10 protein-coding genes are annotated in these 13178 nt (G+C 74.2%); 7 read left to right on the top strand and 3 right to left on the bottom strand.

Annotation, left to right across the window (positions count from 1 at the left end; all coding sequences use genetic code 11):
* Position 1: 1 nt before the first annotated feature.
* The 7 genes from WME76_RS03255 to WME76_RS03225 all read left to right on the top strand — a co-directional run bounded on the left by WME76_RS03255 (position 2) and on the right by WME76_RS03225 (position 10154).
* Complete coding sequence (locus WME76_RS03255) at positions 2-2530, top strand: hypothetical protein (protein WP_437958755.1); 2529 nt, start codon at positions 2-4, stop codon at positions 2528-2530.
* Between the two features lie 133 nt (positions 2531-2663).
* Positions 2664-3008: an HU family DNA-binding protein gene (locus tag WME76_RS03250; protein WP_061618911.1), complete on the top strand. Its 345-nt coding sequence runs from the start codon at positions 2664-2666 to the stop codon at positions 3006-3008.
* A gap of 115 nt (positions 3009-3123) precedes the next feature.
* Entirely contained in the window at positions 3124-4353 is a 1230-nt protein-coding gene (tyrS, locus tag WME76_RS03245; protein WP_437958754.1) for a tyrosine--tRNA ligase, read from the top strand.
* Positions 4346-5386, top strand: a complete 1041-nt coding sequence (locus tag WME76_RS03240) for a hypothetical protein (RefSeq protein ID WP_437958753.1) — start codon at positions 4346-4348, stop codon at positions 5384-5386. Before tyrS ends, WME76_RS03240 begins: the two co-directional genes overlap by 8 nt.
* Before the next feature lie 37 nt (positions 5387-5423).
* Positions 5424-7517 (top strand): alpha/beta hydrolase, encoded by a 2094-nt coding sequence (locus WME76_RS03235; protein WP_437958752.1) that lies wholly within the window; start codon positions 5424-5426, stop codon positions 7515-7517.
* Between the two features lie 129 nt (positions 7518-7646).
* Positions 7647-9005 (top strand): metallophosphoesterase, encoded by a 1359-nt coding sequence (locus WME76_RS03230; protein ID WP_437958751.1) that lies wholly within the window; start codon positions 7647-7649, stop codon positions 9003-9005.
* Positions 9006-9548: 543 nt separating this feature from the next.
* Positions 9549-10154 (top strand): Uma2 family endonuclease, encoded by a 606-nt coding sequence (locus WME76_RS03225; protein WP_437958750.1) that lies wholly within the window; start codon positions 9549-9551, stop codon positions 10152-10154.
* Between the two features lie 35 nt (positions 10155-10189).
* On the opposite strand, the gene WME76_RS03220 is transcribed toward WME76_RS03225, so the two are convergent.
* The 3 genes from WME76_RS03220 to WME76_RS03210 all read right to left on the bottom strand — a co-directional run bounded on the left by WME76_RS03220 (position 10190) and on the right by WME76_RS03210 (position 13178).
* The gene (locus WME76_RS03220; RefSeq protein WP_437958749.1) at positions 10190-10786 is read right to left on the bottom strand and encodes a DUF2914 domain-containing protein; all 597 of its coding nucleotides are present in this window, start codon (positions 10784-10786) and stop codon (positions 10190-10192) included.
* Between the two features lie 354 nt (positions 10787-11140).
* Positions 11141-11455, bottom strand: a complete 315-nt coding sequence (locus WME76_RS03215; protein WP_437958748.1) for a VOC family protein — start codon at positions 11453-11455, stop codon at positions 11141-11143.
* A gap of 406 nt (positions 11456-11861) precedes the next feature.
* Positions 11862-13178: a multicopper oxidase family protein gene (locus tag WME76_RS03210; RefSeq protein WP_437958747.1), complete on the bottom strand. Its 1317-nt coding sequence runs from the start codon at positions 13176-13178 to the stop codon at positions 11862-11864.

Below are 13178 nucleotides of genomic sequence, written 5' to 3'. Positions count from 1 at the left end.
CGTGCGCGCCGGACTGCCCCGCGACCCGGCGCAGTGGGTCGCGCTCGCGCTCTCCCTGGCCGCGCTGCTCGCGGGCGCCTGGCTCCTCCGCCGCGGCCGCTCGCCCGCGGCCTCGCGCCCGGGCCCGGCGCCCCGCGCGGGCGCGGCCCCGGGCCTCGCGATCGCCGCGGCCCTCGCGGTCGTCGCGGCGCTGATCTCGGCCGCGTACGTCGCGGTCTACCTCCGGGGCGGCCCCCGGATCATCGACGCCACGAGCTACTGGCTCGAGGCGCGCGCGATGGCGGCGGGGTACCTCGCGTGGCCGCTCGACGAGCCCGCGGCCTCGGTGCTCGGCCGCTTCCTCGTCCGCAGCGACGCGGCGGCCCACGGCGCCGCGGCCCTGAGCGCCGCGTCTCCGGGCGGCGCCGCCCCGGGCGACGTCGACCGCGTCGCGGTGCTCTTCCCCCCGGGCTACCCGGCCCTCCTCGCGCTGGGCTTCCTCGCGGGAGCGCCGCTCGCGGTCGGCCCCCTGCTCGCCGCCGCGCTCGCGATCGCGACCTACGACCTCGCCGCGCGGTTCGCGCCGGAGGACCCGGCCGCCGCCGGGGGCGCCGCGCGGATCCCCTTCGTGCCGGTCGTCGCCGCGCTCTTCTCGGCGCTCTGCGCCGCGCTCCGCTACCACACGGCCGACACGATGTCGCACGGGCTCGCGGCCCTCTGCTTCACGGTCGCGCTATCGTCGGCGCGGCGCGCGCTCGACGAGGCCCGCGACGCCCCGACGCGCGCTCGGCGGGCGCGTCGCCTCGCCCCGGCCGTGCGCGCGGCCGCCCTCGCCGGGCTCGCGGCCGGCTGGCTCGCGGCGACGCGCCCGCCGAGCGCGCTCGCCCTCGCCGCGGCGCTGCTCCTCGTGCTGCTGCCGGGGAGCGCGCGCGGGCCCGCCGCGGCCGCCCGTCGCGAGGGCGGCCCAGGGCCCCGCCCTGCGCCGCGGCTCGGCGGGCTCGCCGCGGCGATGGTGATCGGCGCGCTCCCCGGCCTCGCCCTGCTCGCGGCGCACCAGCGCGCGGCGACGGGCGGCCTCGCCTCGTCGCAGGCCGCCTACTACGCCGTCTCCGATGGCCCGCCCGGCTGCTTCCGCTACGGCTTCGGCGCCGGGGTCGGCTGCCTCGGCGAGCACGGCGATTTCGTCCGCCACAACCTCGCGGAAGGATACGGCTTTCTGGCGGCCGCCGGCACGACGCTGCGCCGCCTGAAGCTCCACCTCGTCGACGCGCTCAACGCCGAGCCGCTCGCGCTCCTCGTGATCGTCGGCGCCGCGATCGCGCTCCGGCGCCCGCGCTCGCGCCCCCTCGCGATCGCCCCGCTCCTCCAGATCGCCGCCTACGCCCCGTTCTATTTCGACGGCAACTACCCCGGCGGCGGCGCGCGCTTCTTCGCCGATGTCCTGCCGATCGAGCACGTCCTCGCGGCGATGGCCGCCCTCGCCGTCGTGGAGCGCGGCGTGGTCGAACCCCGCGCGCGCGAGGGCCGCGGCCGCGAGGGCCGCGGCCGCGAGGGCCGCGGCCCCGCGGGCCGGCCGCGCGCGCAGCTCGCGGCGGCGCTCGTCGCGGCGGCGCTCGCGCTCGCGGGCTTCGCCTTCCGCGCGGGGTTCGATCACGCCGCGCTGCGCGATCGCGAGGGCGGCCTGCCGATGTTCGACCCCGCCGCGGTCGCGCGGGCGGGCGTCGCGCGCGGCCTCGTGTTCGTCGACACGGATCACGGGTTCAACCTCGGCTTCGACCCCGCCCCGGGCGACGTCGCGGTGCTGCGCTACCGCGGCGACGCGCTCGACCGCATGGCCTGGGAGGCCCGCGGCCGTCCGCCCGCCTACCGCTATCGCTTCGCGATCCCGGACGACGGCGGCCTCGCCGCCGTCTCGATCGCGCCGCTCGTCTTCGACGGCGTCGACGGCCCCGGCGACACGGTGCCCGGCAACGCCCAGCGCGACGCCGTCATCGAGGGCGAGTCGCTGTGGCCGCCGCGCGCCCAGCGCGACGCCTGGGCGCTGCCCGAGCACGCCGGCGGCACCTGCGCTTCCGGAGGGCGCCTCCTCGCGGTGCACGCGGCGGCGGGCGGCGGCGCCGCCACGGCGAGCGGCGCCTCCGTCGTGCGCGTCGGCCTGCCCGCCCCGTGGCTCCGCGGCGCCCGGATCAGCCCGCGCATGGCGGTCTCGGGCGACGGCGCGGGCGAGGTGCGCCTCCTCGTCGACGGCGCCCTGCTCCACGTATGGCGGGTCGAGCCCGCCGCGCCGGGCGCCTCCGCAGCGCCGGGCTCCGCCGCGCCGCTCACCTGCGCCGAGCTCCCGCCGCACCCGATCCCCGAGCGCGCCGTCGAAATCGAGCTCTCCCTTGCGCGCAGGAGCGCCGCCGGCGCCGGCGCCGGCGCCGCGAGCCCGCCAGAAAGCCCAGAAAGCCCGCGCCGCCGCGCCGGAACCGACGGATCCGAAGGCGGAGCCGAGGGCCTCTTCGCGCTCGACGCGGTCCGGGTCGCGGGCGGAAATTCGATTGACCGCTAGTCCCGTAACATGCGAGCTTTTCTTAGGATTCTGTTGTCATGCGGCCCCTGGACCGGCGCATCCTCCGGGGCCCTGCGGTGAAGGCGGTAAGCCGAGCGCCGGCGGTGGTCCGCTCGGGTGGGGGAGGTGGACCATGACGAAAAGCGAGCTCATCGACGCGATCGCGGGACGGGGGGAGCTCACCAAAGCTCGCGCCGAGCTCGTGGTGAACTGCGTCTTCGACGCGATGACGCAGGCGCTGCAGCGCAACGAGGGCATCGAGATCCGCGGGTTCGGCAGCTTCACGGTCAGACCGTACAAGCCCTACAGCGGCAGGAACCCGCGCACGGGCCAGCCGGTGCCCGTGCCGGCCAAGCGGCTCCCGTTCTTCAAGGTCGGCAAGGAGCTCAAGGAGCTCGTCAACGCCAGCCGCGCCTACGCCATCTCGGGCGACGACGACGACGAGGATGACGACGACGAGGACACCGACGACGAATGAGGTGACGCGCCCCCTGCCCTGCCGGCGCGCGCGCGACGTCGGGGACGTCGCGCGCGGCGCGGGGGCCTTCGCCCCTCTGGCGGGCGGTTGCGCTGCGCGGTAGAAGCGGGCCCCCATGGTCCCCGCCGAACGTCAGCTCGAGATTCTCTGCAAGGGTGCCGTCGACCTCCACGTCCGCGCCGAGCTCGAGGAGCGGCTCCGCGAGGGCAAGCCGCTGCGCGTGAAGGCCGGCTTCGACCCGACCCGCCCCGATCTCCACCTCGGCCACACGGTCGTGATGCAGAAGATGAGGGAGTTCCAGGACTTCGGGCACACGGTCATCTTCGTCGTGGGCGACTTCACGGCCATGGTCGGCGACCCGACCGGCAAGAACGAGCTGCGCCCGCGGCTCTCGCGCGAGGAGGTCGTCGCCGCGGCGGAGACCTACCAGGCGCAGGCGTTCAAGGTCCTCGACCGCGACAGGACCGAGGTCCGTTACAACTCCGAGTGGCTGAACAAGCTCGATCCGACGCAGATGATCGAGCTCTGCGCGAAGTACACGGTCGCCCGCATGCTCGAGCGCGACGACTTCAAGAAGCGCTACGAGGAGGCGCGGCCCATCTACGTGCACGAGTTCATGTACCCGCTGCTCCAGGCCTACGACTCGGTCGAGCTCGAGGCCGACATCGAGCTCGGCGGCACCGACCAGCTCTTCAACCTGCTCGTGGCGCGCGACCTGATGCCCCGCTACGGCAAGCGCGCCCAGATGGTGATGACGATGCCGCTGCTGGAGGGCACGAACGCGCGGATCGAGGACGGCAAGGTGGTCGGCGCCAAGATGTCGAAGAGCGCGGACAACTACGTCGGCATCACCGAGCCGCCGTTCGACATGCTGCAGAAGCTCATGCTCGTCGATGACGGCGTGATCTGGCGGTACATGGAGCTCCTGTCGTCGCGCCCCCCCGAGGAGGTCGCCCGCCTGCGGGAGGCCGTCGTCCGCGGCGAGCAGGGCGTCATCGCGGTGAAGGAGCTCTTCGCGCAGGAGATCGTCGCCCGCTTCCACTCGGCCGAGGACGCGCGCGCGGCCCTCGAGCGGCGCCGCAGCGTCGCGGCCGGCGGCCTGCCGGACGTCATCGAGGAGATCCGCGTGGCGAGCGACCGCGACACGATCCCGATCGGCAACGCGCTCGCGCTGGCGGGGCTCGCCGAGTCGACCTCCGCGGCGCGGCGCCTCGTGAAGGGCGGCGCGGTGCACCTCGACGGCGAGGTGGTGAAGGACGAGCAGCTCAAGCTCGAGCGTGGGAAGCGATTCCTGGTCCGCGTCGGCTCGAAGAACCGCCGCTTCGCCTACCTCGTCGTTGGCTGACGCGCCCGGGCCGAGGCTGCGCCGGCGCAGCGTGATCGGCGGCGTCCTGGGCTGCGTCTTCGGCCTCGCGCTGCCCGCGTGCGGCGGCGCGCCGAGGCCGCCCGCCCGCCCGGCCCCGCCGCTGCCGCCGCTCGCCACGGCGGACCTGACGCGCCTCCTGCCGCAGGCGGGGCTCCGGTGGCTGGTCCTCGCCCGGCCCCGCGAGATCGCGGCGGTGCCGTGGCTCATCCCGTCGATCGCGATCGTGGCGCCCGAGGAGAACCTCGCCCGGCACGCCGGCGCGACCGGCGTGGATCTGCGGCAGGTGCGCGAGGCGGCGATCGCGTCGTACGTGTCCGACGAGGGCGAGGCCCGGCTCTACGTGGCGCGCCACAGCGGCGACCCGCGGACCATCGAGCGGCTGTTCCGGCGGCGGCTCACGGGCAAGGAGCGGCGCGCGCTCGATCGACCGGACGTCGTGCGCGTGACGGGCGACATCGGCAGGGCGCCGCACGCGCTCGTGCTCCTCGGCCCGGACGTTGTCGGCGTGCAGGACGGCGGCAGCCCGCTGCGCGGGCCGGCGCGCGTGGCGTCGCTGTACGCGCTCGGGCGCCTCAAGCGCTCGCCCACGGCGCTCTCGGAGGGGCCGCTGGCCGCGCTGGCGGCCCGGTTCGGCCCGGCGCCCGTGCGCGCGTTCGCGCCGGGGCCGTTCGACGGGGAGCTGGCCCGCGGCGCGCGGGGGCTGCTCGCGGCGGCGACCGCGGTGGGCGCGGCCGCGAGGCCGAGCGCGCGCGAGGGGATCGCGCTCGCGATCGCGGTGGCGGGCGATTTCTCGACGAGCGGGGAGGCCGCCTCGGAGGAGCTGCTGCTCGCGTGGAACGAGCTCGCGCGCGGGTCGTTCGGCCACCTGCTCGGGCTGGACGCGCCGGTCGAGCCGCCGCTCGCCACGCACGCGCCGGACGCCGTGGCCATCGCGGTCGAGCTGAACCCGCGGGCGCTCGCCCGGGGGCTCGCGGCGGCGACGGGCGAGCGGATCGAGGAGATGCTGCGGTAGGCGCGGCCGCGCCTCGCCGGTAAACCTGATCAGAGACATGCCCACCACGATCAGCGGCTCCTTCCTGCAATGCGCCACGAGCGGCGCGCTCGAGCTCGTCCTGCCGGCCGCCGATGCGCCGTTCGGCGTCGAGCACCACCGCCGCGAGGACGCCGCCGGGCCGTGGCGCCACGTGGCGACGTTCGCGAGGGAGCTCGGCCAGGTCGGCGCGGTGTCGATGATCCAGAGCAATTTCGGCGATCTGGGCAACCTCGAGGCGGTGGCGCGCGCGGGGGATCGGCTGGCCGCGTTCTGGTGCGCGCCCGCGGGCGAGCCGTCGTGGAGCGAGCCGCGCTTCTTCGCGGAGGGCGCGGCCGGCGACCCGGCGCTGATCCAGGGCGCCTCCGGGGGACGCGGCAACTTCGAGCTCGTGGTCCCTCACGTGAGCGGCGGGATCGCGCACTACCACCGCGACAACGACACCGCGGAGCTCGTCTGGCGCGGGCCGACGATCTTCGGCGCAGACCTCGGGCGGTTCGAGGCGGCCGCGATGATCCAGCGCGCGGGCGACCTCGAGGTCGTCGCGCGGGCCGGCGATCGCCTGCTGATGTTCTGGCGCTCTCCCGGGGCCGGGGCGGCGTGGCAGGGCCCCGAGGAGGTGGTCTCCGGGGTCCGGGGGACGCCGGCGCTCTTCCGGAGCGGGTCCGGCGGAGAGGGCGCGCTCGAGCTGTTCTCGCCGCTCGCGGGCGTGGGGCTGGCGCGGTGGTGCCGCAGCGACGGCGCCCGCGGGGCGCGCTTCCGCGGACCGACGGTGTTCGCCACCGAGCTGGGCCGGTGCGAGACGGTGTCCGCGATCGAGAGCCGCCCGCTCGGGCGGCTCGAGCTCGCCGTGCGCGCAGAGGGGCAGATCGCCCATCTCGTGCGCGACGGGGTCATCTGGTCGCGGCGCGCGGTGCTCCGCGGCGGGTCGTCATCCCCGTCGGCCGCTCCCTCCCCGGAGACGTCACGCCCGCCCTCGCCGCCTCCGCCTACTGCCGCGCCGCCTCCGCCCTCTGCCGCGCCGCCTCCGCCTGCTGCCGCGCCGCCTCCGCCCTCTGCCGCGCCGCCTCCGCCCTCCTCGCCATCGCGCCCGCCGTCCTCGCCATCGCGCCCGCCGTCCTCGCCATCGCGCCCGCCTGCGCCGCTCCCCACCAGCGCGGCGCCACGGCTGCGTCTCGGGCCACACCGGGCAGGGTTCCGCCGCATCGGCGCGCTCTCGCTGTCGGCAGACGCCTGTTACCCGGAGATCTGGGCGTTCCAGGGCGCGATCTACCGCTCTCCCGCGCGCGGCGCCGCGCTGCTCTACTACCCTGCGTCGGCGGACGGCGAGGAGGCGCCGCTCTCGCCGGGAAGCCCATTCCCCGTCCTCGCGATCGCACACGAGCGGCGCCTCGCCGCGAGCGCGGCCGCCGCCGGGTCGGCTGCGGGTCTCGGCCAGGACTACCGCCAGCTCGCCGGCGTCATGGCGCACCTCGCGCGCTGGGGCTTCGTCGTCGTCGCGCCGGACCTCTCGTGGCTCACGCCCGACGACGCGCCCCAGCGCCGCGCCGCGGTGCTCCGGGACGCGCTCTCGCACCTCCGGGCCGGCTCGCGGGGCCCGCTCCTCGCCGACTTCGATCGGGTGGGGCTCCTCGGCCATGGGCTCGGCGCGCAGGCCGCGCTCGCGCTCGCGCTCGACGCGGCTTGCCCGTTCGACATCCGCGCCCTCGCGCTGCTCGCGCCGGCGGGCGAGCCCGAGCGCGCCTCGCCCATCGACGCGCTCGCGCCGCGACCGGTGCTCCTCGTCCGCGGCACCGCCGACCCCATCGCCGCCGCCGTCCCGGCGGCGCTCTACCAGCGCGCGCGCGCGCCCAAGCACCTCGTGACCCTGCCCGGCGCAAACCACTTCGGCTACACGACCTCGCTCGGCCCGGCCGAGCCGCACGACGGCCCTGCCGAGCTCCCGCGGCGCGAACAGCAGGCGATCGCGATGGGCTACATCGCCGCGTTCTTCAATGGCTACCTCCGGGACGCGCGCGGGTGCCTCGACGCGCTCTCGGGCAAGGAGTCGATCGAGGGGCTCGAGGCGAGAGAGATCCCGGTCCGCGCGGAGCTGCCTGGCGGCGACGCTTGACCCTGGCGCTGGCCGCACGCCACACGGCCGGCGCAGCGGGTCTCCTCGACGGGACGTGCACCGGAGGCGCGGTGTTCGAGCGGCCGACGCGGCCGGACGGGCGAGCGACGCGATGCTACTTTCCGGCGGGTGTTCCAGCTCGGCGGCCTGGTCGTCACGCTCGTCAACGGGCTCCTCGGTCTCATCCTCTGGCGGCGGCTCCGCGCGGCGTTCCCGCGGCACGGAGCGCTGATCGACGGGGCGTGCGCCGCGGCGCTGCTGCTGCTCGGGCACCCGGCGCTGCTCTTTGCCGTGGCGAGCTTCTCGGGGCTGCGGGCGACCCAGCGCTACCTGCCCGATCCGCTGTCGATGATCGCGCTGGGCGCCCAGGTGGGCCTGCTCCTGTACGGGGTGCTCCTCGGTGTGGCCGCGGTCGCGCGCGCCGTCCTGCGGGCGCTTCGCAAGGCACGATCAGCGACGGACGCCAGGGCCATCACGCACGCCCAGGCCGGCATCGACTCCCGGGCTGGCGCGGACGCCCAGGCCGCTGCCACGGACGCTCGGGCCGCCTCGGATGCCGGGACCATCGACGCGCCAGGCGGCGGTGCGATCCGGCCGGAGGCCGTCGACGAGACCCGCCGCCGGCTGATCGTCGGCGCGACCTGGGCGCTGCCCGCGGCGGCGGTCGCTGTGTCGATGGGCGGCGTGCTCGCCTCGCGACAGCGCCCGGTCGTGGTGAGGGTCGCGCTGCCCGTGCGGCGCGAGCTGACGAGCCTGCACGGCATCACCATCGCGCAGCTCAGCGACGTGCACGTCGGCAGCTTCATGGACGCCGAACGACTCGACGAGCTCCGCGACGCCATCAACGCGGTCCGCGCCGACATCCACGTCATCACGGGCGATCTGCTCGATCACCACGTCTCCCAGCTCGAGCTCTCCACTCGGCTGCTCCGGGGCCTGCGCCCCACCCGGGGGCAGCTCTTCTTCTGCATGGGCAACCACGAGTACATCGCCGCGCGGTCGGCCAGCATCCCGGCGATCATGAAGGGCCTCGAAGAAGCGGGCGCCCAGGTGCTCGTCGACGAGGCGCGCGAGGTCCGCCTCGGCGGCGACCGCCTGTGGATGGGCGCCATCGACTACCCGAGCCGCGCGCGCCCGGGCGAGCCAGCCCGGCGCCCGACGGTCGACGGGCTGGCTCGAGCGCTCGGCCAGATGCAGGACGACGGCGCGCCGCGCGTCCTGCTCAGCCACCACCCGGGCACGTTCCGCGCGGCGCGCGAGCTGCCGTTCGATCTCATGCTGTCCGGCCACACGCACGGCGGGCAGATCTCGCTGGGCCGGATCGGCGATTACGCGCTCACACCGATGTTGCCCGCCGGGCTCTATCACAACGGCTCTTACGAGCACCGCGGCCGGCGACTCCACGTCAACGCGGGCGCCGGCGGGTGGCTGCCCGTGCGCATCAACTGCCCGCCGGAGATCACGCTGGTCGAGCTCGTGCCCGCCTGACGCCCCCTGAGTACGGGCTCTCGCCGCCTCCCCTACCTCGTGCGTTCGCTCTGCGGTGCGGCCCGGAGGGATCCCGCCCCCCTGCACGCGCTCCGCACTCCGCTCCGGAGGGGGTGCCGGACCCGGCCGTGCGCTCCGCACTGCGCTCCGGAGGGGTCCTGACCCCCTGTTGGCACAAGATCGAGCCCCTTCACCGGGGAGATGGCACAAAATGCCGCTCCACGGACCGAATTTTGGCACAGGTCCGCGCCGAAGAACGCTCCATGACGCGTCGGGGAGGGGGTCCGGACCCCGGTGTGTCGCAAGGCACTGCGGTTGAGCCAGTGTCCGACCCCCTCGAGTGGCACAGATTTTGTGAGGTTAGGCACACCCGGGCGCTGGCGACCGGACAGGATTGGCCCCCGGGAACGTCCTGTGGCGGGGAGCCGCTTCGCCGGTAGGGCCGAGGTGGCTGCAATCACGTCGGCGCCCGCCGCGCCCGCGCGGGCGCGGCGTCGCGCCGCCGCGTGGACGCGCTCCTCCCGATGGGTGAAGCTGCAGGCCATGGCACAAGCCGCGGTGCGCACCGGCCTTTCGCCGCAGGAATACCTGGACTTCGAGCGATCGTCGCCGCTCCGCCACGAGTACGCGGACGGCGAGATCTTCGCCATGGCGGGTCGCACGCTCGAGCACAGCGCTGTCGCCACCAGTGTCATCGGGGAGCTGCGGAGCGCGCTCCAGGGGCGAGGATGCCGGGTGCTCACCTCCGACATGCGCATCAAGATCGCCGCGACGCGCCGCTACGTGTACCCCGACGGCGCCGTCGTCTGCTCGCGTCCCGAGTTCGAGGACGAGCAACGCGATACGCTCCTGAACCCGCGCCTCGTCGTCGAGGTGCTCTCCGAGTCGAGCGAAGCCTACGATCGAGGGGAAAAGTTCGCCCAGTACCGGACGGTGCCGTCGCTCGAGGAGTACGTGCTCGCGTCGCAGAAGGCGCCGCGAATCGAGGTCTTCACGCGGCAGCCAGACGGGGCCTGGCTGCTCCGGATCCACGGTCCGGGCGAGCGGGCGGAGCTCTCGTCCCTCGGCTGCGCGCTCGACGTCGACCGGGTGTACCTGGACGTCTTCGAACAGGGTGCGACAAGCGATGAGCCGCCGGCCGCGCCCTGACCGCGGCGGAGCGCCCCCGCGCCCGGCCGCGGCGGTTACAGCGTCACCTCGAACGGCGCGCGCGCGAGCTCCTCGCCCGTCTCCGACCGCACCACCGCCGTCCACTCCCCTGCCCTGCGCACCCCGCGCGTGAACGCCCACGTGCGCCACCGCGGCGAGGGGCCGACCCCGAGCGTGACGTTGCCGACCGGCGCCCCGCCGTCCGGCGGGACGAACGACACGGTCACCTCCCCTTCCACGTCACCCCGGTTCTCGAGCTCCACGAACGCATAGAGCCGCTCCGTCTCCGGCGCGCGGAACGTTGTCCCCGGCGCCACCGGCTCTCGGTCCTTCACGCCCTCCGCGATCACGAACCGCTTCACCTTGAGCTCCGCTGCCCCTGTCGCCTTCTCCTTGCGCTCCTTGCCCCCGGCGACGCTCGGCGCCGGCGCCGGCACGGGCGCCGTCATCGTCGCGGCCGGCGGGCTCGCGGGCGCTGCCGCCGCGGCGACCGGCTCGGGGCACTGCGTCGCCGCGGGGGTCGCGGCGGCGGACGGCGCAGGAGGGCGCGCGTCGTGCCGCTCACCGCAGCCAGCGAGCGAAACCGTGCCGAGCGCCAGAAACATCATCCGTCGAGCCATCTTCGTCGCCATGGAAGTACTCCTCCGTGTTCCGGGGCGTCCCCGTCTCGGCGCTCGATATGGCAAGGCGCGGACCGCTCCTGGGCCCTTGAAATCATTGAGGATTCCTGGTGGGCGTGTGGTCGCCCGACCGCGCCCTGTGTGTCCAGCGCGACGGCCGACCCGCGCCGGCGTCATCGGCATCCCGGCGGCTCGCGGGAGCAGGGAGGCGGCGAGCGCCCCGTTCAGGCGGCGTCGTCCATGCTCATCCCCGACGCCGTGATGGGGAAGAGATTGAACCACAGAGGCACAGAGGGCACAGAGGGGAGAACAGAGAGAGCGTGTTCCCCGTGCCTCTCTGCCGCCATGCCGCTGGGGTTTCTCCCATCACGGACCAGGGGCGAACTTGGGAGATGCGGCGGTCGGCTTGTACGTGGCAATCCACCAGATGTTGCCGAACGAGTCCTTCACCCCGGCGGCGCGCTCGTCATAGGGCTTGTCCTCGGGCGCCGAGATCGACACCGCGCCGAGCTCGAGGGCCCGGGCGTAGGCAGCGTCGACGTCGTCCACGTAGACATAGACCGAGGCCACCGTCGCGTCCGCCGGGCGCGGCTCGCCCGTCTCCAGCACCACGACCGAGTCGGCGATCTGGAGCTCGACGTGGAAGGACTCGGGACCCATCTGCTGACGCTCGAGCTCCACGGCGCCAAAAGCCTTCTTGACGAGATCCGTGAGATCGAGATGGCCGAACACATAGGGTCTGACAGCCCCTATGCCATGACGGATATGGCCGCGATGAGTCATCCTGCGCTCCCTCGGCGTCGCTGCCCGACCAGCCATCAACCGTCATGAGACTGCCGCTGGTCAGCGATGAGTCCGGTCAGAGTATCCGACCGAACTGCACCTCGGTCAACCCGATTCCCTGCCATACTTGACAGGACACGCTCAGGAAACACCCGATCGTCAGGAGCGGAACACGTCGAGAAACGTACCCACGAGCACCGGTGAACTGCACCTCCGTCGGCCCGATTCCCTACCATCTCCAACGGGATCTACTGGACACGTTCAGGAAACACCCGATTGCCATGTTCCGCCCCCGTCGAGAAACTCATCCGCCAGGTTTGGTAGAATTCCCCCCTGCGGCCGGGTCGATCCCGTCCGCGCGCATCCGATCCGCGCTCGCCGGTCCGGCCACGGTGCCGGCCGGGTGCGTGTACCAGCCGTTGGGGTCGGCCTTGTCCGGCTCGTCGCGGACCTTGAGGATCGTGAACATGCCGCCCATGTCGATGTACGAGAACGGCCCGGCGCCGCCGCGCATCGGCAGGCTGTTCGCGGGCATCGGCATCTGCATCTCGCCCATGCCGCCCATCCCCGTGGTCCCCATCGTCATGTAGCCGGGCATCACGCGGCTCATCCGACGATCGAGCGTGCGGGTGTCGGCGCCGACCATGTTCGGCAGACCATGGCCCATCTGCATCATCGTGTGGTGCGTCATGTGGCAATGCACCGCCCAGTCGCCCGGCTCCTCGGGGACGAACTCGATCACCCGCGTGCTGCCGACCGGCACGAGGACCGTCGTCTCCGGGTACTGCGCCGACTCGGGGACATACCCGCCGTCCGTCGCCGTGACGTTGAACGCCAGGCCGTGCAGGTGGATCGGGTGGTGATCCATCGGGCCGAGGTTCCCGAGGCGGATGCGCACGCGCTCGCCGCGGCCGACGACGAGCGGCGCCGTCGCGGGGAACGCCTTGCCGTTGAACGTGAGGACGTTGAAGTCGCTCATCGCGTTCGGGTCCGGCCGGCGCGCCCCCGCGTTGATCTTCCACTCGTGCGTCATCAGCACGAAATCCCGGTCCACGCGCGGACCGCGAGGCCGCTTCGGGTGCACGACGAACATGCCCACCGCGCCCAGCGCGATCTGGGTCATCTCGTCGAAATGCGAGTGATACATGTACGTCCCCGGATACCGGACGATGAACTCGTAAACATACGTCTCGCCGGGCGGGATCGGGCGCTGGTTGAGCCCGGAGACTCCATCCATGCCGTTCGGCAGCACGAGGCCGTGCCAGTGGACCGTCGTGGCCTCGGGCAGGGAGTTCGTCACGTAGATGCGCAGGCGATCGCCCTCGACCGCCTCGATGGTCGGGCCCGGGGAGCCGCCGTTGTAGCCCCACACCTCGCACTTCAGGCCGGGCGCGAACTCGTGCTCGAGCGGGCCCGCGACGAGGTGGCCGACCTTCACGCCGTCCACCACCCGGAGCGGGAGCGTGCTGCCGTTCGGTGTCACCACGGCGGGCTGCGCCCCGGGCGCCGCGGTCCGGCGCGGCGGCGCGCCCGGGCGCTCCTGCGCGTGCGCGACGCCGCGCGAGATCAGGGCAGCGCCGGCCGCCAGGCCGCCCACGTGAATGAACGAACGTCGATCCAT

The organism is Sorangium sp. So ce119 (genome assembly GCF_051524405.1).
Taxonomy (GTDB): Bacteria; Myxococcota_A; Polyangia; order Polyangiales; family Polyangiaceae; genus Sorangium; species Sorangium cellulosum_G.
The sequence above is the reverse complement of the archived record's forward strand: the minus strand, read 5'-3'. Positions and strand labels throughout refer to the sequence as shown.

What these genes read in the sequence shown, in the direction of transcription:
- WME76_RS03250 (WP_061618911.1), top strand. Translation starts at nt 2,664, where the DNA reads ATGACGAAAAGCGAGCTCATCGACGCGATCGCGGGACGGGGGGAGCTC.
- tyrS (WP_437958754.1), top strand. Translation starts at nt 3,124, where the DNA reads ATGGTCCCCGCCGAACGTCAGCTCGAGATTCTCTGCAAGGGTGCCGTC.
- WME76_RS03235 (WP_437958752.1), top strand. Translation starts at nt 5,424, where the DNA reads ATGCCCACCACGATCAGCGGCTCCTTCCTGCAATGCGCCACGAGCGGC.
- WME76_RS03225 (WP_437958750.1), top strand. Translation starts at nt 9,549, where the DNA reads ATGGCACAAGCCGCGGTGCGCACCGGCCTTTCGCCGCAGGAATACCTG.
- WME76_RS03220 (WP_437958749.1), bottom strand. Translation starts at nt 10,786, where the DNA reads ATGGCGACGAAGATGGCTCGACGGATGATGTTTCTGGCGCTCGGCACG.
- WME76_RS03210 (WP_437958747.1), bottom strand. Translation starts at nt 13,178, where the DNA reads ATGGATCGACGTTCGTTCATTCACGTGGGCGGCCTGGCGGCCGGCGCT.